The following is a 25,152-nucleotide window of genomic DNA, read 5'->3' on the forward strand; positions in this document are numbered from 1 at the left end:
AGCGTCTAAAGAAGACCCAGATCCATAATTAGGGAGGTGTTCACGGTGAAGTATTTAAACCGTATAGGAAGGTGTCTTCTTGCAGCAGGGATTCTCACACTGCTATTCAGAAGTACCCTATCTTTGGAACCTCCTTATTTATTTTTATGGTGGTTCTTTGTGTTTTTGCTCTTTGATCTGTCCATTTCCGGATTTCAAAAACTCTTTGAACTAAAATACCCCAAGCTCAGGACTGTTGGGGTACCAGTTGGTGTAGTTTTTAGTGCAGTTATTATCTGGATCATTGGGAGCTGGGTCTTTAGGACAAAATAAATTAACTAAGTCCCATGCTCCCAGCTTTCCAAATATTTCCTCTGCTCTTCGGTTAGCTGCTCAATCTCGATGCCCATGGATTTGAGCTTAATCTTGGCTACCATTTCGTCGATTTCTCTTGGCAAAACGTAAACTTTGGGCTCAAGCTTCTCGTGGTTGTCCTTGATGTATTCCGCCGCCTTAGCCTGTAAGGCAAAGCTCATGTCCATAATCTCAGCCGGATGGCCATCCGCTGCCGCCAAATTCACCAAGCGCCCTTCCGCAAGGAGGTACAATCTCCTTCCGTCTTTGAGCTTGTACTCCGTAATATTGGGTCTTGGATTGTTTATCTCAACAGCCAAGCTCTCCAAGTCTGGCTTGCTTATCTCTACGTCAAAATGTCCAGCATTTGCCATTAGCACTCCGTCTTTCATGACCTCGAAGTGTTCTCCCCTAATACAGTTTATGTTTCCTGTTGAAGTAACGAAGATGTCTCCCACCTTTGCAGCTTCTTTCATCGGCATAACCAAGAATCCGTCCATTCTCGCCTCTAAAGCCTTAATTGGGTCTACTTCAACCACTATTACTGTAGCACCCAATCCCCTAGCCCTCATGGCTATTCCTCTTCCGCACCAGCCGTAACCAACAACTACAACGTTCTTACCAGCAACGAGTAGATTTGTGCTTCTAATTATTCCGTCCCAAGTTGATTGACCCGTTCCGTAGCGGTTATCAAAGAGGTATTTTGTATAGCTGTCGTTTACCGCTATGATTGGGAACTTCAACACTCCATCCTTCTCCATCGCCCTTAATCTTATCACACCCGTCGTGGTTTCTTCACTCGCTCCCCATATTTCCGGAATGAGTTCTTGCCTCTCCTTTAAGACTGTTGAGACCATATCCGCACCATCGTCTATGATGATGTTCGGCTCAATATCGAGGGCTTTGTGCATGAATTCATAGTATTCCCCCCTGCTTTCCCCTCTTATGGCATAAACTTTCACTCCGTTTTTGGCTAAAGCGGCAACAACGTCATCTTGAGTGCTTAAGGGATTGCTTGCAGTTGTTGAAACTTCTGCTCCAGCAGCTTTGAGCGTCAAAAGTAAAAACGCAGTTTTCATTTCAAGATGCAACGTTGCGGCAATTTTAACTCCTTTGAAGGGCTTTCCCTTTTCAAATTCTTTTCTTATGTGTTGGAGAACAGGCATAAAACGAGAGACCCAATCTATCTTCTTCTCTCCTTCGGGTGCCAGATTAATGTCTTTTACGCAGTAATCCTTCGTGCAGTCCATATCATCACCGCTTAAGGATGGAATTAAAAGGTTAAAAATGTGAGCGTCCTATTGAAGGTGGTGAAAGAAATGATAATAGATCTAACTATGGAGCTTAGTGAGAAAACCCCTGTTTATCCTGGTGATCCCAAAATAGAAATAAAAGAATGGACTGACGTTGAAAAAGATGGGTATCAAATGAATACTCTCTTTCTTGGAGAGCACAGCGGAACGCATGTAGACGCTCCGGCCCATTTCATCCCGGGCGGAAGGACAATAGATGAAATGCCACTGGAGAAGTTTATTGGAAAGGGCATAGTGATAGATGTATCTCAATTGGATAGGAATATAGAACCCAGCGAAATGTTAAGAGTAGCCGAGATAGTGCTTTTCTATACTGGAGGGAAGGCTATTTATCTCAGCGAAGAAGGAGCCAGATATTTAATTGACCTTCGGGTTAAGGCTGTAGGGATTGATAACTCCACTATAGGGGACTTTAAAACGCATAAAGTATTGCTTTCCAATGAGATTTCAATTTTTGAGAACCTTACAAATCTTGAAAACCTCATTGGAAAAGAGTTTACTTTTATCGGAGTTCCATTAAAAATCAAAAACGGCTCGGGCAGTCCAGTTAGGGCTTTTGCAATAATAAAAGAAAAGTAGGAATCACTCCTCTCTAAATGTGCCATATTTCTTGGGATCATAGAATGGTGGAGCTACTGTTAAGGCCTTCTTCTTTTGTTCTCTTACTTCAATCTCAATCTCTACCCCCGGTTTAGCGTACTCTGGTTTAACAAATGCTACCCCTATTCCAATGCCCAATAGAGGCGAGAGGGTTCCACTTGTGACTTCACCGATTTCCTTGCCATCAGCATAAACTTTGTAACCTGCTCTTGGTACCCCTCTGTCAACCATTTTGAAGTGCACCATCTTGCTTGGAAGGCCCCTCTCCTTTTGCTTTAGAAGTGCTTCTTTCCCGATGAACTCCTTGTCCCAGAAGATCGCAAACTCGAGGTTTGCCTGCAGGGGAGTTACTTCATCAATGTCGGTACTCAAGAGTTGGAGCTCCTTCGTTTCATTGCCATAGAGGGTGTATCCAGCTTCAAGTCTTAGGGTGTCTCTTGCTCCCAATCCGGCGGGTTTTATACCGTATTTTTGTCCAGCTTCAAGAATCTTTTCCCATACGTAGAGGGCTTTCTCGGGCTTTCCGTGCTTGCTTTCATCGGGATGATACGGATTTACATCTTCGAAGTAAACCTCAAAGCCGTTCTCTCCAGTGTAACCGCTCCTTGAGAGAAGCATCTTTATGCCATCAAGCTCGACTTCTTTGGCTTGGAACCACCAGAGCTGGTTGATGTCAATTCCAAAGAGCTCCATGGCCAAATCTTTGGCCTTAGGACCTTGGATTGAGAACATAACATAGTCATAAGTTTTGTTCTCTATTTCCAAGTCAAGCTCGGTATACTGTTCAATTGCCCTTTTAATTGAGGTAAACCATGCATAGAGTTTTTCAAAAGCATCGCTGTCACATACCATCATATATGTATCGTTGCCCATATTAAACACGAGGGTCTCGTCCTTAACGGCCCCTCTTTCATTAAGAACAAGACTGTAGGTACCGCTTATTGCTGGTGGTCTTGAGATATCGTTTGTTGTAACATACTGGAGAAACTTGAGAGCGTCTTTTCCTTTAAAGAATACTTCCCCCATATGAGAAACATCAAAAATCCCTACACCATTTCTAACGGCCAAGTGTTCTTCTTTTATGCTTGAATACCAAATTGGCATTTCCCATCCTGCAAATTCTTCCACTTTTTTTGCGTGCTCTTTATGCCAGTCAAAAATGTGCACCCTCTTCATAGTACCACCACAGTAAAATATATCATTTTAAATATAATGTTTTCTTTCCTAAAGACCTAAATACTCTAAGGTACATAATATATTTGGTGGTCACATGTTTGAAAAGGTGTTGTTTCCAACGGACTTCTCTGAAGTGTCTATGCATGCCCTTAGGGAGTGTATTCCCCAGCTGTTTGAAGTAGGAGCTAAGAAATTATACTTGGTTCATATAGTTGACATAACTGCCACTGATATAGAGGCAGTGGAGTTAATGAAAATAGATGAAGAAGAGCTTAACCGTATTGCCGAGGAAATTAGGGCCAAAGGAATTGACGTTGAACCTATGGTAAAAATTGGTATCCCCTCACTTGAGATAGCGGAGATTGCTCAGGAAAACAATGTTGATCTAGTACTTGTTCCATCCAAGGGAGAAAATATTCTCAGACAGATGCTCCTTGGAAGTACAGCGTCAAATCTCGTTAGGGCTACTAAGAAGCCAGTTTTACTTGTCAAATATGAGTGGGATGAAGAGGAAGAAAAAATTAAGTGTCTTTCTAATTGTAGAGAGATTTTTAAGAGGCCTATAGTTGCACTGGACTTTTCAGAGTGCTCAGAAAAAGTTTTAAATGTTGTAAAGAAGTTTGAAGAACTCATTGAAGAGATTACACTTATTCACGTGGTTGATTATGGAAGAGCTGAAGAACTCGAAAAGAACATTGAGAATGCTAAGGCAAAATTAGAGGAATTTAGCAGGCTCTTTAAAGCACCGGTGAAAAGTGAGGTTCTTGCTGGAATTGCCTCTCGTTCAATTTTGGGCAGTGCGTTAGCTAGAGATTCATCAATCATAGTAATGGGTAAAAAAGGCAGGAGTGTCATAAAAGACCTTTTGCTCGGAAGTACGGCAGAAAGAGTTGTCAGGGACTCAAAGCTCCCTGTGTTATTAGTCCCATGTGAATAACCTCAGACTGGAACGGCTTCCACATCAAATTCGGTAGCTACCCTGTTGCCATCATCGGTCATTATTTCTTTTTTTCCTGAGTTTAAAAACCTTTAGAGTTATGAAAAATACACAAATAAATGGAAGAAAGACTTGAAAAATGACCTTATATCTCCAAGCCGATTTTAACTCCTTTTTCTTTTTCCAGTTCGCGGAGGAGGTGCATGATTTTATCCCTAGTTAGTGGAATGTTTCTTAGCTGTTTGTATGCTACAAGAATCTCATTTCTCTCTTTTTCAGATGCTTTTTCTGCTAGGTACAGGAGCAGGGAGAGTAAAACTCCTTTAAGGTTTTTCTCAATCAGTGGGACACCTTTCCAACCGTTGTCATACACATAGAGGCCTCTGGGGACTTCGCTTCCATCCAAATGATCCAAGAGGAGGAAATTTGATTTTGTTGGACCGGCTAAATATAAAATGAGAATATCCTTGGGATAACTTTTTTTGAGATTTTCAAAACCCCATGTAAAAGCTTTCAGATAGAGGGAGTAGTCTTCTAATCTTGTGATTTTATTCTTTGATAAGAAGCTCAGTTTCAGTGCAACACGTTCAAGAGGCTCATTTAGAAGGTCAATTCTTAACAAGATCCTATCTTCGAGAGTAGAATTTTCTTCAAAGGCCTTCACAATTTTCCATTGGGCCCCGTTTGTGATTATTCCATATTTAACTCCACGAGAAAAGCAGTATCTAGCAAGCTGCCTTAAAGCTCTCTCGTTTTTTAAGACATTAATTCCGAGATTCTTGGCTTCAACATAAGCAACAACCTTATCTTCAAGCACTAGGGCATAGTCAGCTCTTCCATCCTCTGTTCTTTCCTCTGGTCTAACCTCTCTTGGGTTTTCCCAGTCCCAGCCTAGTGTTCTAAAGATTTCACCTATCAGGTGTTGTTTTACAGCCTCTTCATTTTTTTCATAGAGCAGCCTGTGCTCACGCACTTTTCTGGTAACGCTTATTATAGTCTCCTGAAGTTTTAGCATTTTAGACCCCTTTGAAAGTTAAAAGGAGTCGATAAAAAGCTTACTGTATTGGGGCCTTTTAGCAGTGTATTTTCGTCCTGAATGTTCTGGATTTTATTGATTAAGGACAATAAGGGTTTTAGACTTCAATTATATATTTTCTGCTTTGTTCACCAAAGCCTCTGAAGATTCCCATTTTTAGGTTTAAAATGGCTTTTTCCACATCGATAACTTTTACTGAGGCCAGATGGGTTACTCCACTTCCCTTCAAGAATTCTGGAAGGACTTGAGCAGTTGCTCCGGTTAAAATGACTTTCTTGGCCTTTTTGCTTCTTTCAACTATCATGTCAAGGGTGCAGTTTATCAGAGCAGATCCGCTTACTATTACTGCGTCCATTTCTGGAAGCAGATAGTACTCGAGACTATCGCTTAGAGTCTCTCTATCCCACAATTTGGGATTTCTTTCGAATACAAAAATCTCTTTTCCTTTTTCTTTCAAGCTTCTAACTATTGGAGGCATATTTCCGATAACAGCTATCTTTTTGGCGTCATCTACGAGGTCAGTAGCATCTTGAGAAGTAGCTTTGCTTAAGTCAATATAGTATTGAGAAATAGCATTGATTGTTGCTATCCCAAGAGTTCTTTCTATAATGTTTAAGCTGTCTGTTTTATCAATGAACTCTTTTAAGCTAGGTGACTTAAAAGATGTCTTGTATTCTCCTATATCTTCAGGGAGTGTCATTGCTAGGCCAATAGCTTTTCCCTCGGGCCCTTCTAAGACAACATAAGTATAAGGCAACCCAAATGAAAAATCCACTATTCTAAAATCTTCTTTTATTTTCTTCATAGCTTTCTCTTTGAGTTGTTTAAGGATCACCTTTGTCCCTCCAATATTTTTAAAACTTCTTTGTCTAAAAAGATTTGGTGAGTAAAATGTGTAGAGTGCTTTTTGCAGTTGGGAATGGAAGTGAAATGAGGGAGTTTGTAAATGCCTTGGTAAAATCCTCCGAGAATGACATTTATAAAGTGGCATTTGGAAAAAATCCCTATCACAAGGATGGCTGGGGCTTTGTGTGGATTAGTAAGGATGGTTTAGACTATTATAAAACATCTAGGCCTATTTTTGAAGACACAAAAGGTGTAAGAAAGTTTTTAGAATCCCTTGATGGTTTTGGTGTTCTTCTAGCCCATACAAGAGCTGCTAGCCAAGGAACTGTTAATCTTTTCAATGCTCATCCTTTAGTCTATTCCTCTCCAGAGGGTTTTAATTTCTGGTTTTATCATAATGGAGATTTGGATAAGCAGATACTGATAGATATGGCTGGATTGGACAATGAAAAGCTTAAAGATATTTCTGACAGCTATGTACTCGGCCTCTATTTGCTGAGTTCATTGGGGTCTTTCTCGAAAGATATGATCTTAAAAAAATTCAGGGAAATTGTCCCTGTGGTTAGAACAACGCTTAACACTGCCAGCTTATTTATCACACCATCCGAAATAAAGGGCTTTGTAACTGCTTATATGGTGAGGGAAAGAGAAAGAGATTCATTATATAAACGGTATTCGCGCCTCTTAAAAGTAGAAAGAGAAAATCTCTTTGCGATAGTCTCATCAACATTTGAAGTTTATTCAGAATTAAGTTTTGAGGAAGTTAAAAATAGAACTGCTTTTTACTTGACTATAGACCTCGAAAATGAAAAATTTGAAATAGAAGAGCTTACTCTCTAAATCTTTTTATAAAGTGTGTAATCTTAATCGCGTCAAGGGTCTCCCTAACGTCATGGGTTCTTATTATATTTGCTCCATTCCAGACTGCTATAGCGGTTGCTCCCAAGCTTCCGGCTAGTCTTTCCGTTGGATCTCTTCTGCCTGTTATTGCACCTATAAATGATTTCCTTGAGACTCCAACAAGGATTGGAAGGCCAAACATCTTAAGCAAATTTAGATTGGCAATAACTTTTGAATCCCACTCGTACCATGGGGGATATTTGGGCCTTAAAAATCCAATTGCTGGGTCAATGGCAATTTTCTCTTTCTCAATGTTGTTTTTGTAGGCTATTTGTAGACTCTCTTGAAGGGCGTTAATTACTTCATGAACTGGGTCACTGAAATCTTTAACATCCTTATGAGCGCAAAGGATAAGAGGGACATCGTATTCTCTGGCAACTTCTACCATCTTTGGGTCTCCTTTAAGGCCGCTTATGTCATTTATTATATCTGCGCCAACTTTTATGGCCTCTTCCGCAACTTTTGCGTTTGTGGTGTCAATACTTATGGGAACATCAACGTTGTCTCTAAGAATGCTTAATGTCCAAACCGCTCTCCTTATTTCTTCTTCCACAGGTATTTGATTTTCCAAATATGGGGCGGTAGATTTGGCTCCAATATCTATGAAAGACGCACCATCTTCGAGCATCTTTAGGGCTGTTTCTATTATTTCATCCTCTCTTTGCCTGATGCTACCTTTAAAGAAGCTTTCCGGGGAAACATTAATTACTCCCATGATTCTAGGCTCTTCTAGACTGATGCCAGCGAACTTCATGCCACCACCGAAAAATGTTTTAATGCTTAGAATATAAAAAGTTGGGGTGAGAGGATGCTAATCGAAACACCAAAAAGACTTCATCTGGGATTGATAGACCCATCAGCCTCTTTAGGGAGACGTTTTGGGTCTTTAGGATTAGCTTTGGAGGAAGGTTACAGAATAAGGGTAATGCCGCATGATAAACTTGAAATAAAAGCGAATGAGGAGGATGCAAAGACAATAAGGTTTGTAATAGACAAAATGAATCAGGAATTTTTAACTGGTTTTAACTACTTGATTGATGTGGAAAATGCAATCCCTCGGCATGTGGGGTTGGGGTCAACCACTCAACTGACTCTCGGTGTAGGGTTGGCACTAGCCAAGCTTAATAACATTAGAGTAGAGATTGAAAGGCTTGCCTCTCTTCTTGGTAGAGGTAATAATTCTGGAGCCGGCATTTACGCATTCAAATATGGAGGATTTGTTATGGACAGTGGCGTTAAAGGAGGTATTCCCCAACTCATAATAAGAGAAGATTTCCCAGAAGATTGGGGATTTCTCTTGATAATCCCTCATGTCAAGCGAGGTTTTGATGAGGAGGAGGAAAAGCCTATAATGCAAAACTTACCAGGCAGGGTAGAAATTGCAGAGAAAATTTCCCATAGAATTCTCCTTGGCCTCTTGCCGGCACTTAAAGAGAGGAACATTGAAGAATTTGGAAAGCATCTAACTGAAATCCAGATGCTCGTTGGAAAGCACTTTGAGGAGTATCAGGGTGGAGAGTTTAGAGAAGATGTCAAGTTTATGTTGGAATTCTTGAAGGAGAATACCTATGGTCATGGCCAGAGCTCTTGGGGCCCAACTCTTTATGGGTTGATAAAGAAGGATGATTATGAAGTAATTAAAAGAAAGGCCCAGAACTTTTTGAAGGAATTGGGAATTAATGCTCATGTAGACATTGGAATTCCCAGGAATAACGGTGCCACAACTGTGGAGGAGAATACGTACATTCTAAGACTTATTAATAAAGTTGCCAAAAGTTAGTTTCCTTTATTTACTTGTTGGGGCCCTCTAGTTTTTCTTTTCATGCTATTGTCTATTTGGGATAGTTATTCTTCACCCAGAATTCGTCTTAAAGTTGCCCATTCTTTCTTATCCCAGGCACTTTCCTCCGCAAATACTATTAGAGTACCATTGTTAAGAGTCGCACAATCTCTCACATTGCTCAACATTTTTGCCACAGCATCGAAATCATTATACAGCTTTAGAAATTCTAGACCTTCTATTATTGCTATTCCTTTTGTACCTTTTTGTTGAGCCTCTTTAAAGTATTTAGTACTTATTTCGGTGATTTTATAGAGGTCAGTTGGATAAAGGGCTTTAGGCATCTCTACAGTGCTCAATAAGTAGGATATCCAACCTGGAAATGGTTTGAAGTTTCGAAGGAATGCAAGCGTTGGGTAGAGGCCTACTTTATCTTTAACATCTTCAAACTCACTTGGTGGGATAATGTGAGTGCCTTCGATTTTTAGGGCTGAAGTTTCCATACTTTGAGGCCATTTAAAAAAGCGCTCACTATATATAATTTTAGAATAGAACCAAAATTGTGGTACTATAATTAACCATGCTGCGATTGAGGTTATTAACATGTTGGGTGGTTTCTGGTAAAACATTGGGTAAAGAGTACTCATAATTCCAGAAAGTGCTAGGGAAATGCCCAATCCTTTTGCATTTCTCTTATAATAAGCGCTTAGGCTTTCAATAACTATCAAACCTGCAATGAATTCAAAAATGCCGTCTATTAGATACCCCTCATCAGGGATACTCTTAATGAGGCTTGTGCCTACTCCCGTAACAGCTAATGCAAGTGGCACTGCGATAGTAATACTCTTGGGTAGGGAGATTATACGTTCTTCTTGGATTAATCTAAAGACTGCGAGAAGTGTAAATGCATAGGCTAGGCTTATCATAGCGTTCTCAACTCTTATATCAACAGCGCCGAAAGTGGCAACAGGGATTGATAGGAACCAAGCGAATGAAATGAGGAGTGTGGAGAATCTTCTAGTCCTTAGATAAGCGATTAAGAACAAGAGCCCTGCTAAGAGCTTGATAAGGGTGATTGAAATTATGTAAACGCTAGGTCCGTATTCCATTACGTTCTCCTTTCTTAACTTGTATTTGTTCTATTTAAATTTTTAGTTGTTTTGTTATGTATCGCCTTTAAAATTTGGCGAATTTATATAAAAACATACAAAAAATTTGAAAAATTAGAAAATATTGTTAAAGATGTATAGAATTCACTCAATTGTATAATAGTACTCTCCGATCTCTTTTTGCTCTCTATCTTTGACGCTTCCCTCTTTGTTTGCCCTTGGTCTTCCAGTGTCTGGATCTCTTCTGAAGGTTATACCAACATTGGATAAAAACCGGTTCATTCCATCCCTCATTCCCATTGGGGGTAGGGCCTTACCATGTTTACCAGGTTCACCTTCGAAGACCATTATGCGATCGCTTATGTAGTCGATCATCAACACATCGTGTTCAACTACAAGAGCCGTCTTTTCATTCTTCTCCATGAGGTGTCTTATGGCCCTTGAAACGGCCAATCTTTGTTCAACATCTAGATAAGCGGAGGGTTCATCAAGGAGATATAAATCAGCGTCTCTTAGAAGGCAAGCTGCTATAGCCACTCTTTGTAATTCTCCCCCACTTAGATCATCTACTTTTCTCTCATAAAGATCTGGAAGGCCTAAGGGGTTAAGTAACTCTGTCTTGTAAAAGTTGCTCAAAAGTTTAGCAGGATCTACCTTGCTCAACAATTCATAAACGGTTCCTTCATAGTCCACCTTTATATATTGGGGTTTGTAGCTCACTTTAAGTTCCCACTCAACTTTTCCTTCACTTGGTTCTTCAACCCCAGCAAGCATCTTGACGAAAGTGGTCTTACCTATACCATTTGGTCCCACAATGCTGACGACTTCACTTTTGTAAATTTCTCCACTCTCGACTTCAAGTTTAAAGTTTCCATAATCCTTAATTAATGAGGGATATTCCACCAGCACATCTCCTGTCTGACTATGCCTTTCACTCAGTTTTGTGAATCTTATCTGATATGGCCTGAATCTAACGTTCTCTTCTGGTAAATAACCCTCTAGAAATACATTCACTCCTACTCTAGTACCTTTAGGCATGGAAAAGATACCGTAGGCCCCCGGTTTACCGTAAACCACATGAATAATATCACTTAAATAGTCAAGAACTGCCAAATCATGTTCCACAACCATAACTGATTTCCCTTCCTCAGCAAGCTTTCTAATGGCTTTTGCTACTTTAAGTCTCTGTCTTATGTCTAGATAGGATGAAGGTTCATCAAAGAAGTAGAAATCTGCATCTCTTGCCATGGCTGCTGCTATAGCCACTCTCTGCAATTCCCCGCCGCTCAAATGTTGAATCTCTCTATCCAAAATGTTTAGAAGTTCAAGTTCCTGAACAAGCTTTTCTAAAACTCCTTTTTCATCAGCCCTCGTGAGTAGATCTCTGACTTTGCCTTTCACCACTTTGGGGATGAGATCAACGTATTGAGGTTTCACCACTTTCTTTATATTGCCTTCTTTGAGCTTTTCAAAGTAATTCTGGAGTTCGTTTCCTCTAAACATTCTTATAACGTTATCCCAGTTATCATTGGAACCACAAAGGTTTGGTAAGATCTCTCCAGAAAGTATTCTAACTGCTGTAGTTTTACCGGTACCATTTGGCCCCAAAATACCAACAACCATTCCTTCCTTAAGTACGGGAAGTCTATAAAGAGCAAAACCATTAACTCCATATCTGTGCACGCATCCTTCTCTTAACTCTTCAGGCAGGTTTACTATGGTTATTGCGTTAAATGGACATTTATGAACACATATTCCGCATCCAGTACAGCTGGCCTCCTGGATTATTGGCTTGTACTTATCCTCATCAATAATTATAGCTTCTCCCCCCATTCTATTCACTGGACAAACTCTCTCACATAGGAAATGGCCACACTTATCAGGATTACACTTGTCATAATCGATGACCGCGATCCTCATAACCCTCACCGCAATACCCTTTTTGAAAGGTCTTTAAAAAGTTGTTGAAGGGTAGGAAGAAGTGTCCGTTTCAAAGTTCTAGGTATCTCTGTAAACTTGCTCTCTATTTGTTAGAATTGTTCATTTTTGACCAGTATTTCCTTGTAGTTTGAGCGTTCTATTAATTATTGGTGATGTGTGATGTTTGGTTTCGAGAGTTTGAGAAGGTTTTGGGAGAAGGAGAGGAAGCCTGAAATTCAGAGAGAGTACGCGAGATACGAGGCAATGAACTTCCAAAGAAGAAGCTGCTGATTATAGAATCGAAATAAGAGACAGCTAATAAAGTTGAAAAATGGATGCAGATATTTTTAGCTTTTTTGTTTTATTTTTATTTGGTGTTCCCCTCTTATAAAACTCATGTCTTTTCCAAAAAGGAGGTTTGATAGTACAAATAGAAAAACACTTTAACTCTAAAAGGTGAGGTTATCATGATGGAGATTTTCAAGGAGATAGCAAGTGAGATTGTAGTGGTGAAAGACTTCAGGCCTAAAAGGGGTAGACATGCTCATTTTGAGTTTAAAAATTCTGAAATAAATCGTCTTATTGAGGAAATGGGATTTAAACTCTACAAGCATCAGGTCGATGCTTTAGAGGCCCTTTACTCAGGGGAGAACATCGTAGTAACGACTCCAACGGCCTCTGGTAAAAGCGAAATTTTCAGGTTGGCAATATTTGATAACTATCTTTCAAATCCTCAAGACACCTATCTGCTTGTTTACCCAACAAGAGCCTTGATAAATAATCAATATGAAAAATTTAACATCGAAAACTTCCACTTTTTCCGGATAACTGAAAAGATGTTTAGCGCGAAGATTTTGACTGGAGATGTCGACTGGAGTGAGAGAAGAAAACTCATCCGGGAAAAGCCGAGGGTGGTTTTTACAACCCCTGACATGATTCACTATAACATTTTGAGAAACAAAAGAGACTATGATTGGCTTTTGAGAAATATTAAGTACCTTGTAGTTGATGAACTTCATATTTACAGGGGGGTTTTTGGTACAAATGCATCTTATCTCTTCAAGAGATTGCTAAAAGCCTTGGAACGCTGGGGCAAAAAGCCTCAAATAATAAGCTTATCTGCAACATTAAGGAATCCAAAAGAATTTGCTGAAACATTCTTTGGAAGGCCATTTAAAGCTATTGCAAAGTCCACAAATCCTTTTCCAAGAAGATACCTTGTAATGTTTGAGCCAAGAAGATTAAATGAAATGCAGCTCCTGAGAAAAATTGTTGAAAACCTTGCTGAGAAGGGCATAAAAACGCTGGTCTTTTTTGATTCTCGAAAAGGGACGGAAAAACTCATGAGATTCTTATTAACTTCTCCTGCTATATATAAGACGACAACTTACAAAGGAACTTTACCTAAAAACATTCGCTGGGAAATTGAGAAGGAGTTCAAAGAAGGAAAGCTTCTTGTCTTGTTAACTACTAATGCTCTAGAATTGGGTATTGACATTGGAGATTTAGACGCCGTTATAAATTATGGAATTCCACCAGATGGGTTATTCTCATTAATTCAACGTTTTGGAAGAGCAGGGAGAAAAAAGGAAAGGGAAGCGATAAATGCAGTAATTCTAAGAAAGAATGGTCTTGACTACTACTACAAAGAACATGTGGATGAGTTTGTAGAAAAACTTGAGAAGGGGATAATTGAATACATGCCGATAAACCTTAGAAATAGGCTTGTTGTGAAAAAACACCTTCACTACATGTTAAGTGAGCTTAAGATTCTTGATTGGGATGAGCTTAATGAGTTTGAGAAAGAGCTTGCAATGGAACTTGTAGAGGAAAAGAAGGCCAAAATCTATGACAATCCACTCACAAGTAAAAAAGAAATACGAATTTTGCGTCCATCTTTCAATTACTCCTCTATAAGAACAGCTAGCGATGAAAGTTACTTTTTAGTGCTTGATGAACCTTGGATAAGGTATAAACTTGGGGAAAAATCTAATATTGGAGAGCTCCTCCGTTTTATCAACTGGCTTAAGCTTAAAGGTTATGTGATAGAGGAGGTTGATAAGCCAGAGTACTATCGCTCCCTTCTACCTGGTATGGCGTATTTTTCGAGAGGGGGCCTTTACATTGCTAGAGACAAACTGAGTGTTGGAAAGTTTCATTTTGTATTTGCTAATCCTCTCAATAAGTTCTGGGAAGTTGATACCTTCCCATCTAAAAGGGAAGAGGTGGAGATACTTGACATTTATACTAAGAAAGAATACAAAGGTGTTGAGGTGTATATGGGTCGCTTGAGGGTTAAGCATCATTACTGGGGTTTTGCTGTTAAAGGAAAAGACACGCCTCTTTATTCCCAAGAGCTTTTAAAACTTAAAGAAGAGGGGATTTTGAAGGGGGGGATATATTACCCAACTTTGGAGATAAAAGGTGAGAAAGAGAATTTGGAAGAAGGGGAAGAATGGAGCATCCTCAGCTGGGAGAAGTTTGCAAAAGTGGAATTTGATGAGCCAGTAACGTGGGAATTTGAAACGGATGGCATCTGGCTTATTTTCCCAGAAAAGGTTAGAAAAGTATCTGATGAAGAGTTTCATGAGTTTTTTAAGGTTACAACGGAAAAGAATAATGAAGATGTTGCTTTTGCTCTTTACGAAAGATTGGAAAGAAGATCTCTTTTTCCAGAGCTCCTAGGGGCGACCACTCATTATTTAAGGAACTTTATAAAAGAGACCTTAAAATCTTCAAAGATAGAAGATGAAGAACTCGCGTTTGCAATAAAAAAGATGATAGACAGTAAGGATGGTATAGGCTCTGCCCTTCACGCAATAGAGCACAATATGATCAAAATAGCTCCAATTTTTACCTATGTGGACAGCAGAGAGCTTGGGGGATACAGTTATGAGAGTTTTCCAGGACCCCTTTTCATTGGAAAACCTATAGTATTCGTGTATGATGGAAATGAAGGTGGATCTGGCCTTGCAGAGATACTTTACACGAATGTTGAGACTCTTATGGAGAAGAGCATGGAACACTTAAAGAACTGTAATTGCAGCGATGGTTGCCCGTTGTGTGTTTATTCACCAAAGTGTGGGACTTTCAATGAGTTTCTTGATAAATGGCAGGCAATGAGAGTGTGGGAAAAGATATTTACCTCGTGAAAGCCCCGCCGTTCACGGTGGAGAGAATGTTAGCGGAGGTAATACTGAATAAGCTTTCTTAATTCTAGGTTTTTATCTATTTTTTTCCTTAAAAATCGTTTTAACTGTGAATTCTCGGCTAAAAGCCCACTGAGTTCAATGGCGAGAAGTTTATTGTCCTCACTAACTCCATATGCTTTGTATCTTAATGGGGCCCATTCTTTTTCCAAGATCCCTACTTTCTTTTTAAGTTCTTCAACACTATTTTCAAGAGCTTTCAAGTCACCTTTGGGTTCTTTGAAGTTCTCTGATATTGCTATTTCTAGGATTTTCTCTTCAGGAACCCTGTAGTGTTCACTGAGCTCCGCTATCTTTTCTAAGAGTTCTTGTGGAATTTCCACTTCTATTTTTCCAAAGCCCTTTTTAGGTTTTATTACTAATTTCAAGCTTTTTCTCCTCCAATTCCTTTTTGAGTTCTTCATTCTCTTCTCTTAGCTTTTCTCTAAGTGTAAGCATAAGTTCCTTATCTTCTGTGGCTTTTTGATAGAAGACTTTTAGTTCTTCTAATTCTCCCTCAATTTCCTTTAATTTTTCTTCAAGTTTTTTCTTTTTTTCAAGAAGAAATACTTCTCTATCGGCCTGTAGGGTTTTTTCGACTTTGGGAAGATTTTTCTCTATCAGTTTTATAACATCCATGTTTTTCAACGCTTTGAATGTTTCTCTTTCAATCTTTATTTCAATTTTTTCCACGTTTTTTCACCGTTTCCGTTTTTCTATCATAGCAAAGGATATAAAATGCCAATAATGACTTCCACTTTCCATAGGGTTCAATAATTTCTCGTACATCCTTTTCTTTTACTTCTTTGGGATTTTTTCCGAATATTTTGGCTATTCCCCTTTTCATGCCCAAGTCGCCAGCAGGGTAAACGTTTTTTCCAAGGCCATAGGCCAGAAATAGTTCTGCGCTCCATCTCCCGATTCCCTTAAATTTAGTTAAATACTTTATGGCCTCTTTTTCATCAAGCTCTTCGAGGTCCAAATTTAGGTTCCCTTCTAGGTATTCTTTAGTTAAATGTCTTATATAACCTGCTCTATATCCAAGTTTTGCCTCTCTAAACTTTTCTTCACTTAGATTCAAAATGCTCTGGGGGGTTGGGAAGATATAGAGGTTTTCTAGCTTTTTTCCAGCAAGTTTCACTAGGTTTCTAATGGTCTGCATTGCGAATTCAAAGCTTACCTGTTGCTGGGCTATGGTTTCAACTAGTGCCTGATATTTATCAGGAGCTTTGGGGATTGTTAGGCCATAAAACTCTTTGATCAAAAAGGCAAATTTTGAGTCTTCTATTTCTGAATAAAACTTCTCTAAGTCAGTGTTAAGGCCTAAAACAAATTCGAGCTTCTTTTTAGCTTCTTTCTGCTGTTTTCGGGAGAAATAGCCTGGGAAATAGAAATTTTCCCCATCAAAACCTATTATACCATCACCTAGGGCGTGTCTAAATACTCCGTTTTTAAATTCCCAAGTGCCATTTTTTATCATTTCGTGGGTTATTTTGTTAAGGTCTATTACTTTAACCATCGATCAAGCTTAATGGGATTGTCCTTTATATCTTTTAGTGTTGATACATACAACCTTTTTCCATCGATGGATCGGTGCAGTTCCAGTTCACCAGCTTCTTCTAAGAAACGCATGATTTCTTTAACATCCTTTTCTTTTATTCCGAAGTTCTCTTCCAAAAATTTCCAGAAGGGGCCACTATGGGAGAATTTGGCAATCTCCCTAATCAGCTTCCATGCAACTTTAACTCTTTCATCACCTTTTGTGATTTTGAACCTTTTTATCTCTGTTTTCATGGCTACCTGAATAGTTATGTTTCGAATTCTTATTAACTTTTCTTGCAAGAGAAAACTTAATTAGGATTAGGAACTATATTTATACAGGGTGGTAGTCATGAGGAAAATTCTCATTGCAGCCTTTCTTTTCATCTTTCTAACTCCTGCCTTAGCCCAAGCCAGTGTAGTGTATGTGGCTCAAATAAAAGGTGAGATAACCCCTTATACTTATGATCAGTTTGATAGATATATTTCTGAGGCAGAGAGAGCAAATGCAAATGCCATCATAATCCTTCTTGATACTCCTGGAGGCAGAGCGGATGCAATGCAAAATATCATAGAGAGAATAAAGTCGGCTGAAGTGCCAGTTATAACTTATGTATATCCTCCAGGAGGAATGGCGGCTTCTGCAGGTACTTATATTGCCCTAGGCTCTCATTTAATAGCTATGGCACCAGGGACAAGCATTGGTGCATGCAGGCCTATTCTAGGTTATTCCCAAAATGGAAGTATTATAGAAGCTCCTCCAAAAGTCGTTAATTTTTATGCATCATACATAAAGAGCCTTGCAAAGGCCAGTGGAAGAAATGAGACTATGGTGGAGAAGTTTATAACTGAGGACCTGGCAATAGATCCGGAGGAAGCATTGAACTCTGGTGTAATCGAGGTTATTGCAAATGACGTGAACGATCTTCTGGAAAAAGCACATGGGATGAAAACAAAAGTGCCGGTAAGGGGGGAATATGTGGCGTTGGATTTAGAAGATGCTGAAATCAGGTATCTAGAACCAAGCCTAAAAGACAGAGTGATACCATATTTAACTGATCCGGCAGTTGCATATGTTCTCCTCACACTAGGTATATGGGCCCTTGTTCTAGGATTCTTGAGTCCAGGTTGGCATGTTCCGGAGACTGTAGGAGCAATAATGATAGTTCTTGCCATAATAGGGCTCGGATACTTTGGTTATAGAAGTGCAGGATTGCTTTTAATTGTATTAGCAGTAATCTTCTTTATAGCAGAGGCTCTCACACCTACATTTGGGCTATTCACAGTAGCTGGCTTCATAACATTTGTCTTAGGAAGTATAATGCTATTTGGTGGAGGTGGTGAAGTGGACTATTTAGTTTCACGGGAGGTCTATTCCCAAATTAGGCTAATAATCATAACAATAGGAGCACTGCTTGCTCTGTTCTTCGCTTTTGGAATGGCTGCTGTAATAAAGGCACGTAGAAAAAAGGCCCAAACAGGAAAAGAGGAGATGATCGGACTCTTTGGGGAGGTAGTTGAACCACTGAGTCCAGAAGGCATGATTAGGGCCAGAGGAGAGTTATGGAGAGCAAGGAGTAAGGATGGAAAATCCATAGGAATTGGTGAAAAAGTGCGGATTGTTGAGATGGAAGGACTTAAACTTATTGTTGTTAGGGAAAAAGAAAAATACCCTAACGAAGAAAGTAAGATGAGGTGAAGGAAATGGCCTTTGAATGGATTATTTATATAGTAATTTTGGTTTTTGTGCTGGGGTTTTTGGCATCGGCCATAAAGATAGTGAAGGAATATGAAAGAGCAGTAATCTTTAGACTTGGTAGGGTTGTGGGAGCAAGAGGTCCTGGATTGTTCTTCATAATCCCTATTTTCGAAAAGGCAATAATAGTTGATCTAAGAACCCAAGTTTTGGATGTTCCAGTGCAGGAAACAATTACAAAGGACAACGTACCTGTAAGAGTCAACGCTGTTGTTTACTTTAGGGTTGTGGATCCAGTAAAAGCGGTGACTCAAGTCAAGAACTTTATCATGGCAACTTCTCAGATATCACAGACGACTTTGAGAAGCGTTATAGGTCAGGCACATTTGGATGAACTCCTTAGTGAAAGAGAAAAACTTAATCGAGAGTTGCAGAGGATAATAGACGAAGCAACGGATCCTTGGGGAATAAAAGTTACAGCAGTGGAGATTAAGGACGTTGAATTGCCCGCTGGAATGCAAAGGGCAATGGCAAGACAAGCAGAAGCAGAGAGAGAAAGGAGAGCTAGAATTACACTTTCGGAGGCAGAAAGACAGGCCGCTGAGAAACTTAGAGAGGCCGCTGAGATTATATCTGAACACCCAATGGCATTACAGCTTAGAACTCTCCAAACAATAAGTGATGTGGCAGGAGATAAGAGCAATGTCATAGTCCTGACACTTCCAATGGAAATGCTAAAATTGTTCAGAAGTTTGTCTGAAACTGCTGTGGCCTTTAAAAAGAAGGTAGAAGAGGAAGAGAAGTAATTTAGCCTTTTATTTTTTGAGTTCTCTTTTTGATATTTTTCTTTGTTAACTCTTGCTATCCATATTGGGAGTTCAATTTCTTAAAGCGGTTGGGATCACACAAATATTGAGTTAAATATAAAAGACTAGACATCGAAGATATAACAGTTGCGTTACTTATAGCTTTCAGACATTGTTGTCAAAAATTCAAATGGAGGGACAGAAGTGGGGAGATCTATTGTTTTTGCTTCTGGAAAAGGGGGTACTGGGAAAACAACAGCAATAGCTAATGTGGGTGTTGCTTTAGCACAATTTGGGAAAGAAGTTATAGTTATAGATGCAGATATTACAATGGCAAATTTGAGTTTAATTTTAGGAATGGAAGATATCCCAATAACGTTACATGATGTACTTTCAGGAGAAGCAGAACTTAGTGATGCAATATATGAGGGACCGGCAGGTGTTAAAGTAATACCCGGTGGGTTGAGCTTAGAAAAAATTAAAAAAGCAAAAAACCCTGAACGTTTGAAAGAGCTTATGAGAGAAATATCTTCATTGGCAGATTTTATTTTGATTGATGCTCCAGCAGGACTTGAAATGACTTCTATAACTGCATTACTTATAGGAAAAGAGCTTATTCTCGTTACCAATCCTGAGATATCCGCTATAACTGATTCTCTAAAAACAAAACTTGTTGCAGAAAAGCTTGGTACTCTTCCTTTGGGAGCTGTATTAAACAGAGTAACTAATGAAAAAACGGAATTGTCTAAGGAAGATATTGAAACGATTTTGGATGTTCCAGTGTTAATGATAATTCCAGAGGACCCAGAGGTAAAAAGGGCGAGTGCGTATGGTATTCCCCTTGTTATCAAAAATCCTACTTCTCCAGCAGCTATAGCATACAAACAACTTGCTGCTAAACTCGCTGGGATTAGGTATACCCCACCACAGCCTGAGAGTCCAATCAAAAGAGTGTTTAAAGCCTTATTTGGAGGGAGCAGAAGATGAGTCTTTTCACAACGATCCTTGTAATATTCCTTTTGTTCATGAATATCTTTCTAATAATACTATATCTATCCGAAAAGAGGTCCTCACGCTATGTAGCATACGATGAAGAAAGCAGAAGTACCCTCAAAAGGAGGGTGACCCACTTAAAAGAGGAGCTGGAGTCTGAGCTTGTAGATTTTGACATCGAAGAATGGGAAAAAGCTCTTGAAGAGTCCCTTGAAGAAGAGATAAAAAATCTTTAAACTCTTTTATTTATATTTCATGGTTTGGGAAAAGCTTAAGTATTTTTATAACATATTGCATTTTCCCCCAATTAAGAGGTGAAAAATATGAAGGCAAAAGTGAGAATACTTGATATTGAAACTGGCAGGTTCTTAGCTTTTATTAGCGAGGAGGATGCAAAAAATGCAAAACTTCATCCTGGAGACTTGGTTAAGATAGAAACAGCTAAGAGAACCATATATGGTGATGTTGTTATAAGCAAAACGATTAATCCGGGAGAAATTGGGGTTACAAAGGATATTTTGAGGTCTTATACTTTTTCTGAAGGAGAAGTAGTAAACTTGGTTCCTAGTGAAACTCCTGAGAGTGTTCGTTATATTAGGAGAAAAATGAATGGTCAAAAACTAAAAAAAGTTGAGATAGAAGCAATAGTAAAGGATATTGTAAATAGAAAGCTTAGAGACATCGAGATAAGTTCTTTTGTAACTTCACTTGAGATAAACGGTCTTGATATGGATGAAATAGCATGGTTGACCACTGCTATGGCAGAAACAGGTGATATGCTGGATATTGACAGGAAGCCCATTATGGATGTTCATAGTATCGGAGGCGTACCTGGAAATAAAACTAATATTCTTGTGGTTCCCATTGTGGCTGCTGCAGGGTTAACAATTCCAAAAACCTCCTCTAGGGCAATAACAAGCGCAGCTGGAACGGCCGATGTAGTGGAGGTCTTGGCCCCAGTAACACATTCTTTGGATGAAATCAAGAGAATTGTGGAGAAAATTGGGGCCTGTTTAGTGTGGGGAGGAGCTCTTAATTTAGCTCCTGCTGATGATTTGACAATAAAGGCCGAAAGAGCATTGAGCATTGATCCAAGAGGTCTTATGCTTGCAAGTATAATGTCAAAGAAGTACGCAATGGGCTCACAATATGTATTGATTGACATTCCAACTGGAGAGGGGGTTAAAGTTGAGAAAGTAGAAGATGCTAGGTCTTTGGCAAAAGATTTCATAGAATTAGGAAAACGACTTGGCCAGTATGTGGAGACTGCAATAACATATGGTGGGCAACCGATTGGGCATACTGTGGGACCAGCTTTAGAAGCTAAGGAGGCTCTAGAGACGATAATTGAGGGTAAAGGACCAGGAAGTCTTGTAGAAAAAGCGACCGGGTTAGCAGGAATATTGCTCGAGATGGGAGGTGTGGCTCCAGCAGGAATGGGCAAAAAAATGGCTAAAGAGATTCTAGAAAGTGGCAAGGCTTATGAAAAGCTTAAAGAGATAATAGAGGAGCAGGGTGGGGACCCTAATATAAAGCCAGAAGATATTCCTATAGGAGATAAAACCTACACATTTGTGGCCCAAACTTCAGGATATATAACTAGAATTGACAATAAGGCTATAACGGCAATAGCTAGAGCCGCCGGGGCCCCTGAGGATAAGGGGGCAGGAATAATGTTACATGTAAAGGTAGGAGAAAAAGTAAAAGAGAGAGATCCACTGTTCACGGTACATGCAGAAAGTGGAACCCGACTGGATCAAGCTATAATACAAGCAAGAAGGATGGAACCGATAAGAATAGAAGGAATGGTATTACAGAGAATTGGAAACATCTAACGTTTCCTATGTCTCTCATACCAACCCCATTCTTTCTTGCTTCCAAAACTCCTTACTCCTTCTTTGGTAAGTTTTATACGGAGTTCTTTGGCGAGTTCATGGGGGATCTCACCATGATCTTCCATCCAATTGATAATCTCTAGGGCTTCTTCATCAGTCTCACATCTTCTTATGAAATCTATTACAGTGGGATTGTAACCTGAAAAGTCCATAACTTCTTCCTCTTCTTCTTTATTTTTATATCCTTCAATAACAACTTCAGGTCCTTTTTCTAACTCTTTTGTAAGATTGGGGTATTTCTCTTCAAATTCTCTCTTGTCATATTCTTGCCAAGGAAATTCATCAATCGGACGTTTTTTCTTTTTGTCCATATTAAGCACCTCTCTTCGGATTTTTCTCTGAAAAGTTGTTTATATACTTTATCTTTTGCTCTTTACAAAGCGCTTATATAGTTGAGATTCTATTTTCTAACCATGAAGGGGGCGTATTTCTTGGTAGTCTTCTTGGAAAAGGATCAGGAGATAAAGACTAAAGCAAAGAAGTTCGTCTTGAAAAGAGGATATTATGTCTATGTAGGATCTGCCATGAATTCTCTTGAAGGGAGAATTTTGAGACATTTCAGACAAAAGAAAAGATTTCACTGGCATATAGATTATCTCCTCGATAAGGCTCGGATTATTGAGGCATACTTAATTCCAAGTAATGTAAAACTCGAAGAGGATCTTTCTATGACATTGGATTCTCAAGCAGTCGGAGTTGATGGTTTTGGAGCAAGTGATGTTTCTACAAAAACAAATTTATATTACTTTGGAAATAATCCGCCTGGTGAGATATTGTATACCCTCTTAAACTCAATGGGGCTTAAATGGAAAAGGATTAAAAACCCCCAAGAGATTATGGAGTGGAGGGAAAATGATGTTGAAAATTGGAAAAGTTGAATCATACATACATGAGAAGCTCAAAGAAGAAAAACTTCATTTCGTACTTCTCGATCCAGAGGACGTTTCACCTAGATTAGCTTCAAAACTTGCCAAAATAAGTGAGGAAGTAGGTGTTGATGCTATAATGGTGGGTGGGTCTACAGGTGCCGAAGGAGAAGTTCTTGATGGGGTTGTTAAGGCTATAAAAGAAAATTCAAGTTTGCCGGTGATACTCTTTCCAGGTTCTCATGGAGGCCTGAGCAAGTATGCTGATGCGGTATTTTTTATGAGTCTCCTAAACTCTCGTAATCCATTTTTTATCGCTGGTGCTCAAGCTCTTGGAGCCTTTAGGGTAAAACATTATGGAATTGAACCCATACCGATGGCATATCTTGTAGTTGAACCTGGGGAAACTGCTGGATGGGTAAGTGATGCAAACCTAATTCCAAGACACAAACCGAAGATAGCTGCTGCTTATGCTTTAGCTGGTCAGTATATGGGAATGAGGTTAGTTTATCTAGAAGCAGGAAGTGGAGCACCAGAGCACATCCCTAATGAGATGATTAAAGTTGTTAAAAGCGCTATTGATGTTCCGCTCATAGTGGGAGGAGGAATAAGAACATATGAAGATGCAAAAGAGGTTGTTCAAAGTGGGGCGGACATAATAGTGACTGGTACAGCAATAGAAAAGGCTGGTTCATTAGAAGAATCAAAGAAGCGCTTGGAAAGCATAATAAATGGAGTTAAAGAAGTTAGCCCTTGATGCTACTTTGTTTTTTCATTTGTCGTCTATAGGCCCTAAAAGGTCATTTACTAATTCTGAAAGGCCTTTCTAGAATCCTTGAAGAAACCATAGAATAAATATAATCACAATAATCCAGACTAAAATTCCTAGGATTATTTTTAGAAGCTCAATTATTGCACCCATTAGTTCTCCCTTATTTAAATGAGTACATTCAAGGTATTTATTATTTTTGAGTGGTTGCTTTTTTCATTCAAAAAAGCTATTTAAACATTGAGATCAAATTTTTAACTGGTGATTTCAATGCGCGCCTTTATTTCTGTGGATTTGGAAGGTATGCCGTTTGTGGTGAGTTTGGAACATTTGGTTGAAAAAGGGACTCTCTACAAGGAGGCTAGGAAGATAGCAACCGAAATAACCTTAACTGTCGTAGAGGCATTACACAATGCAGGATTTGGTGAGATCGTAATAGCAGATAGCCACGGCCCGATGGTTAACCTTCTTCCAGAAAAACTTCCAGAGTATACTTATCTTGTTAGAGGGTATCCACGGCCAATGGCAATGGTCGTTGGAGCTGAGAAATGTGACGTTGCTCTGTTTTTGGGATACCACGCAAAAGCTGGGACTCCATACGCCATTTTCGATCACACTTACAGCGGTGCAAACGTTGGCAAGCTTGAGTTAAATGGAATCGAGGTCAGCGAGTTTCTCTTGAACGGTTATGCAGTGGGTCATTATGACATCCCGGTTATTTTAGTGGGTGGGGATAAAAAACTGCTTGAAGAGGATGTGAAAAGGTTTACTCCTTGGGCAGAGAGAGTAACATTTAAGAAAGCATTCTCTCGGTATTCTGCTATAAGTCCAAGCTTAAGGAGAACGAAGAAGGATCTCGAAAATGCAGTTTTCAAGGCCGTTGAAAGGTACAAAAATGGGGGAACAAAACCTTTAAAGCTTGAATATCCGGTAAAAGTGAGGCTCACCTACAACAACAGTGGCATGGCCGATGTTGGAGAACTCCTTCCAGATGCAAGGAGAATAGATGGAAAAACGATAGAATTTGAAGCGAAAGATATAATAGAGGCATACAAGGCATTTCAACTTCTTGTATTTGCTGCCACAGGGGTTACTTCAATACTCAGGCGTTAAGCTTCGCTAAGGATTTTAAATGTTACTTTTTCGTCTTTTACTATTCTTTTGAGTTTTGTGAGAAGTTTTTGCACATTTTCCTCAACGACTTCCATTCTTATTTCACTAATTCCTTGGTTGGTGGGGGGTAGAAAATGGATGTCCTTAATTTTCCCTCTAACCTCATTCAGAATTTTCTTTAATATTTTTCCTCTTTTTTCATATGGCATTTTAATGTTGATTTCAACAATTTTCATAGTTTTCACCATCTTATTTTAGAAAACAAGCCCTATATAACCTTTTTCATGAACAGAAGTAATCCTTTGAATGAGCTTTTATTCCTCACAGTTATAGAAAA

The 25,152-nt window shown here is 39.2% G+C and carries 27 protein-coding genes; 14 read left to right on the top strand and 13 right to left on the bottom strand.

Annotation, left to right across the window (positions count from 1 at the left end):
- Positions 1-45: 45 nt before the first annotated feature.
- The gene (locus TSIB_RS10290; RefSeq protein WP_148206153.1) at positions 46-312 is read left to right on the top strand and encodes a hypothetical protein; all 267 of its coding nucleotides are present in this window, start codon (positions 46-48) and stop codon (positions 310-312) included.
- Between the two features lie 5 nt (positions 313-317).
- Here the strand turns inward: TSIB_RS10290 and TSIB_RS03250 are convergent, their stop codons facing one another.
- Positions 318-1,583: an adenosylhomocysteinase gene (locus tag TSIB_RS03250; RefSeq protein WP_015848944.1), complete on the bottom strand. Its 1,266-nt coding sequence runs from the start codon at positions 1,581-1,583 to the stop codon at positions 318-320.
- 69 nt (positions 1,584-1,652) lie between these two features.
- On the opposite strand from TSIB_RS03250, the gene TSIB_RS03255 reads away from it, so the two are divergent.
- Positions 1,653-2,225, top strand: a complete 573-nt coding sequence (locus TSIB_RS03255) for a cyclase family protein (protein ID WP_048160242.1) — start codon at positions 1,653-1,655, stop codon at positions 2,223-2,225.
- A gap of 3 nt (positions 2,226-2,228) precedes the next feature.
- Here TSIB_RS03255 and gcvT read toward each other — a convergent pair whose 3' ends face one another.
- A complete protein-coding gene (gene gcvT / locus TSIB_RS03260; RefSeq protein WP_015848946.1) occupies positions 2,229-3,422 on the bottom strand; it encodes a glycine cleavage system aminomethyltransferase GcvT in 1,194 nt (397 codons plus the stop codon).
- A gap of 94 nt (positions 3,423-3,516) precedes the next feature.
- Between gcvT and TSIB_RS03265 the strand changes: the two genes are divergently transcribed.
- Positions 3,517-4,359 carry a universal stress protein gene (locus TSIB_RS03265; RefSeq protein WP_048160243.1) on the top strand — a complete coding sequence of 281 codons (843 nt, stop codon included), beginning with the start codon at positions 3,517-3,519 and terminating at the stop codon, positions 4,357-4,359.
- A gap of 145 nt (positions 4,360-4,504) precedes the next feature.
- Here the strand turns inward: TSIB_RS03265 and TSIB_RS03270 are convergent, their stop codons facing one another.
- Entirely contained in the window at positions 4,505-5,374 is an 870-nt protein-coding gene (locus tag TSIB_RS03270; protein WP_015848948.1) for a type I restriction endonuclease, read from the bottom strand.
- A gap of 118 nt (positions 5,375-5,492) precedes the next feature.
- Positions 5,493-6,230, bottom strand: coding sequence for a Rossmann-like domain-containing protein (locus tag TSIB_RS03275; RefSeq protein WP_015848949.1), 738 nt, complete (start codon positions 6,228-6,230; stop codon positions 5,493-5,495).
- Between the two features lie 56 nt (positions 6,231-6,286).
- Here TSIB_RS03275 and TSIB_RS03280 point away from each other — a divergent pair, with 56 nt between their 5' ends.
- The gene (locus TSIB_RS03280; RefSeq protein WP_048160244.1) at positions 6,287-7,081 is read left to right on the top strand and encodes a class II glutamine amidotransferase; all 795 of its coding nucleotides are present in this window, start codon (positions 6,287-6,289) and stop codon (positions 7,079-7,081) included.
- Here the strand turns inward: TSIB_RS03280 and folP are convergent.
- Positions 7,071-7,895: a dihydropteroate synthase gene (folP, locus tag TSIB_RS03285; protein ID WP_015848951.1), complete on the bottom strand. Its 825-nt coding sequence runs from the start codon at positions 7,893-7,895 to the stop codon at positions 7,071-7,073. The genes TSIB_RS03280 and folP overlap by 11 nt on opposite strands.
- Positions 7,896-7,949: 54 nt before the next feature.
- Between folP and TSIB_RS03290 the strand changes: the two genes are divergently transcribed.
- The gene (locus TSIB_RS03290; RefSeq protein ID WP_015848952.1) at positions 7,950-8,921 is read left to right on the top strand and encodes a beta-ribofuranosylaminobenzene 5'-phosphate synthase family protein; all 972 of its coding nucleotides are present in this window, start codon (positions 7,950-7,952) and stop codon (positions 8,919-8,921) included.
- A gap of 65 nt (positions 8,922-8,986) precedes the next feature.
- On the opposite strand, the gene TSIB_RS10055 is transcribed toward TSIB_RS03290, so the two are convergent.
- Together TSIB_RS10055 and TSIB_RS03300 are read right to left on the bottom strand one after the other, a co-directional pair.
- Positions 8,987-10,030: a DUF835 domain-containing protein gene (locus TSIB_RS10055; RefSeq protein ID WP_015848953.1), complete on the bottom strand. Its 1,044-nt coding sequence runs from the start codon at positions 10,028-10,030 to the stop codon at positions 8,987-8,989.
- 144 nt (positions 10,031-10,174) lie between these two features.
- A complete protein-coding gene (locus tag TSIB_RS03300; RefSeq protein ID WP_048160245.1) occupies positions 10,175-11,950 on the bottom strand; it encodes a ribosome biogenesis/translation initiation ATPase RLI in 1,776 nt (591 codons plus the stop codon).
- Between the two features lie 467 nt (positions 11,951-12,417).
- Here TSIB_RS03300 and TSIB_RS03305 point away from each other — a divergent pair, with 467 nt between their 5' ends.
- Positions 12,418-15,102: a DEAD/DEAH box helicase gene (locus TSIB_RS03305; protein WP_015848956.1), complete on the top strand. Its 2,685-nt coding sequence runs from the start codon at positions 12,418-12,420 to the stop codon at positions 15,100-15,102.
- Between the two features lie 29 nt (positions 15,103-15,131).
- On the opposite strand, the gene TSIB_RS03310 is transcribed toward TSIB_RS03305, so the two are convergent.
- From TSIB_RS03310 to TSIB_RS03325, 4 genes are read right to left on the bottom strand one after another with little or no spacing between them, the layout of a single operon-like run.
- The gene (locus TSIB_RS03310; RefSeq protein WP_015848957.1) at positions 15,132-15,527 is read right to left on the bottom strand and encodes a hypothetical protein; all 396 of its coding nucleotides are present in this window, start codon (positions 15,525-15,527) and stop codon (positions 15,132-15,134) included.
- A complete protein-coding gene (locus TSIB_RS03315; protein ID WP_015848958.1) occupies positions 15,505-15,831 on the bottom strand; it encodes a hypothetical protein in 327 nt (108 codons plus the stop codon). The genes TSIB_RS03310 and TSIB_RS03315 overlap by 23 nt, the downstream gene beginning before the upstream one ends.
- A complete protein-coding gene (locus TSIB_RS03320; protein ID WP_015848959.1) occupies positions 15,818-16,657 on the bottom strand; it encodes a DNA-3-methyladenine glycosylase family protein in 840 nt (279 codons plus the stop codon). The genes TSIB_RS03315 and TSIB_RS03320 overlap by 14 nt, the downstream gene beginning before the upstream one ends.
- On the bottom strand, positions 16,645-16,932 hold the full coding sequence (locus tag TSIB_RS03325) for a protein kinase family protein (protein ID WP_015848960.1): 288 nt from the start codon (positions 16,930-16,932) through the stop codon (positions 16,645-16,647). Before TSIB_RS03325 ends, TSIB_RS03320 begins: the two co-directional genes overlap by 13 nt.
- A 97-nt stretch (positions 16,933-17,029) precedes the next feature.
- Between TSIB_RS03325 and TSIB_RS03330 the strand changes: the two genes are divergently transcribed.
- The 5 genes from TSIB_RS03330 (at position 17,030) to TSIB_RS03350 (ending at position 22,007) form a co-directional block, all read left to right on the top strand.
- A complete protein-coding gene (locus TSIB_RS03330) occupies positions 17,030-18,376 on the top strand; it encodes an NfeD family protein (RefSeq protein WP_048160246.1) in 1,347 nt (448 codons plus the stop codon).
- A gap of 5 nt (positions 18,377-18,381) precedes the next feature.
- Entirely contained in the window at positions 18,382-19,179 is a 798-nt protein-coding gene (locus TSIB_RS03335) for a slipin family protein (protein WP_048160247.1), read from the top strand.
- Positions 19,180-19,383: 204 nt separating this feature from the next.
- Positions 19,384-20,166 carry a septum site-determining protein MinD gene (gene minD / locus TSIB_RS03340; RefSeq protein ID WP_015848963.1) on the top strand — a complete coding sequence of 261 codons (783 nt, stop codon included), beginning with the start codon at positions 19,384-19,386 and terminating at the stop codon, positions 20,164-20,166.
- Complete coding sequence (locus tag TSIB_RS03345; protein ID WP_015848964.1) at positions 20,163-20,408, top strand: hypothetical protein; 246 nt, start codon at positions 20,163-20,165, stop codon at positions 20,406-20,408. Before minD ends, TSIB_RS03345 begins: the two co-directional genes overlap by 4 nt.
- A gap of 87 nt (positions 20,409-20,495) precedes the next feature.
- Complete coding sequence (locus TSIB_RS03350; RefSeq protein WP_015848965.1) at positions 20,496-22,007, top strand: AMP phosphorylase; 1,512 nt, start codon at positions 20,496-20,498, stop codon at positions 22,005-22,007.
- On the opposite strand, the gene TSIB_RS03355 is transcribed toward TSIB_RS03350, so the two are convergent.
- Complete coding sequence (locus TSIB_RS03355; RefSeq protein WP_015848966.1) at positions 22,004-22,378, bottom strand: DUF2095 family protein; 375 nt, start codon at positions 22,376-22,378, stop codon at positions 22,004-22,006. The two genes, TSIB_RS03350 and TSIB_RS03355, sit on opposite strands and share 4 nt — an antisense overlap.
- 102 nt (positions 22,379-22,480) lie before the next feature.
- On the opposite strand from TSIB_RS03355, the gene TSIB_RS03360 reads away from it, so the two are divergent.
- The 3 genes from TSIB_RS03360 (at position 22,481) to TSIB_RS03370 (ending at position 24,815) form a co-directional block, all read left to right on the top strand.
- Positions 22,481-22,945: a GIY-YIG nuclease family protein gene (locus TSIB_RS03360; RefSeq protein WP_015848967.1), complete on the top strand. Its 465-nt coding sequence runs from the start codon at positions 22,481-22,483 to the stop codon at positions 22,943-22,945.
- A complete protein-coding gene (locus TSIB_RS03365; protein ID WP_015848968.1) occupies positions 22,923-23,690 on the top strand; it encodes a geranylgeranylglyceryl/heptaprenylglyceryl phosphate synthase in 768 nt (255 codons plus the stop codon). The genes TSIB_RS03360 and TSIB_RS03365 overlap by 23 nt, the downstream gene beginning before the upstream one ends.
- Positions 23,691-23,972: 282 nt before the next feature.
- Entirely contained in the window at positions 23,973-24,815 is an 843-nt protein-coding gene (locus TSIB_RS03370; RefSeq protein WP_048160248.1) for a M55 family metallopeptidase, read from the top strand.
- Here TSIB_RS03370 and TSIB_RS03375 read toward each other — a convergent pair.
- Positions 24,812-25,051 (bottom strand): hypothetical protein, encoded by a 240-nt coding sequence (locus TSIB_RS03375; RefSeq protein WP_048160249.1) that lies wholly within the window; start codon positions 25,049-25,051, stop codon positions 24,812-24,814. The genes TSIB_RS03370 and TSIB_RS03375 overlap by 4 nt on opposite strands.
- Between the last annotated feature and the right edge of the window lie 101 nt (positions 25,052-25,152).

The organism is Thermococcus sibiricus MM 739 (assembly GCF_000022545.1).
GTDB lineage: Archaea > Methanobacteriota_B > Thermococci > Thermococcales > Thermococcaceae > Thermococcus_A > Thermococcus_A sibiricus.

What these genes read in the sequence shown, in the direction of transcription:
- TSIB_RS03250 (WP_015848944.1), bottom strand. Translation starts at nt 1,583, where the DNA reads ATGGACTGCACGAAGGATTACTGCGTAAAAGACATTAATCTGGCACCC.
- TSIB_RS03255 (WP_048160242.1), top strand. Translation starts at nt 1,653, where the DNA reads ATGATAATAGATCTAACTATGGAGCTTAGTGAGAAAACCCCTGTTTAT.
- gcvT (WP_015848946.1), bottom strand. Translation starts at nt 3,422, where the DNA reads ATGAAGAGGGTGCACATTTTTGACTGGCATAAAGAGCACGCAAAAAAA.
- TSIB_RS03265 (WP_048160243.1), top strand. Translation starts at nt 3,517, where the DNA reads ATGTTTGAAAAGGTGTTGTTTCCAACGGACTTCTCTGAAGTGTCTATG.
- TSIB_RS03270 (WP_015848948.1), bottom strand. Translation starts at nt 5,374, where the DNA reads ATGCTAAAACTTCAGGAGACTATAATAAGCGTTACCAGAAAAGTGCGT.
- TSIB_RS03280 (WP_048160244.1), top strand. Translation starts at nt 6,287, where the DNA reads ATGTGTAGAGTGCTTTTTGCAGTTGGGAATGGAAGTGAAATGAGGGAG.
- folP (WP_015848951.1), bottom strand. Translation starts at nt 7,895, where the DNA reads ATGAAGTTCGCTGGCATCAGTCTAGAAGAGCCTAGAATCATGGGAGTA.
- TSIB_RS03290 (WP_015848952.1), top strand. Translation starts at nt 7,950, where the DNA reads ATGCTAATCGAAACACCAAAAAGACTTCATCTGGGATTGATAGACCCA.
- TSIB_RS10055 (WP_015848953.1), bottom strand. Translation starts at nt 10,030, where the DNA reads ATGGAATACGGACCTAGCGTTTACATAATTTCAATCACCCTTATCAAG.
- TSIB_RS03300 (WP_048160245.1), bottom strand. Translation starts at nt 11,950, where the DNA reads ATGAGGATCGCGGTCATCGATTATGACAAGTGTAATCCTGATAAGTGT.
- TSIB_RS03305 (WP_015848956.1), top strand. Translation starts at nt 12,418, where the DNA reads ATGATGGAGATTTTCAAGGAGATAGCAAGTGAGATTGTAGTGGTGAAA.
- TSIB_RS03320 (WP_015848959.1), bottom strand. Translation starts at nt 16,657, where the DNA reads ATGGTTAAAGTAATAGACCTTAACAAAATAACCCACGAAATGATAAAA.
- TSIB_RS03325 (WP_015848960.1), bottom strand. Translation starts at nt 16,932, where the DNA reads ATGAAAACAGAGATAAAAAGGTTCAAAATCACAAAAGGTGATGAAAGA.
- TSIB_RS03330 (WP_048160246.1), top strand. Translation starts at nt 17,030, where the DNA reads ATGAGGAAAATTCTCATTGCAGCCTTTCTTTTCATCTTTCTAACTCCT.
- TSIB_RS03335 (WP_048160247.1), top strand. Translation starts at nt 18,382, where the DNA reads ATGGCCTTTGAATGGATTATTTATATAGTAATTTTGGTTTTTGTGCTG.
- TSIB_RS03345 (WP_015848964.1), top strand. Translation starts at nt 20,163, where the DNA reads ATGAGTCTTTTCACAACGATCCTTGTAATATTCCTTTTGTTCATGAAT.
- TSIB_RS03350 (WP_015848965.1), top strand. Translation starts at nt 20,496, where the DNA reads ATGAAGGCAAAAGTGAGAATACTTGATATTGAAACTGGCAGGTTCTTA.
- TSIB_RS03355 (WP_015848966.1), bottom strand. Translation starts at nt 22,378, where the DNA reads ATGGACAAAAAGAAAAAACGTCCGATTGATGAATTTCCTTGGCAAGAA.
- TSIB_RS03360 (WP_015848967.1), top strand. Translation starts at nt 22,481, where the DNA reads ATGAAGGGGGCGTATTTCTTGGTAGTCTTCTTGGAAAAGGATCAGGAG.
- TSIB_RS03365 (WP_015848968.1), top strand. Translation starts at nt 22,923, where the DNA reads ATGTTGAAAATTGGAAAAGTTGAATCATACATACATGAGAAGCTCAAA.
- TSIB_RS03370 (WP_048160248.1), top strand. Translation starts at nt 23,973, where the DNA reads ATGCGCGCCTTTATTTCTGTGGATTTGGAAGGTATGCCGTTTGTGGTG.
- TSIB_RS03375 (WP_048160249.1), bottom strand. Translation starts at nt 25,051, where the DNA reads ATGAAAATTGTTGAAATCAACATTAAAATGCCATATGAAAAAAGAGGA.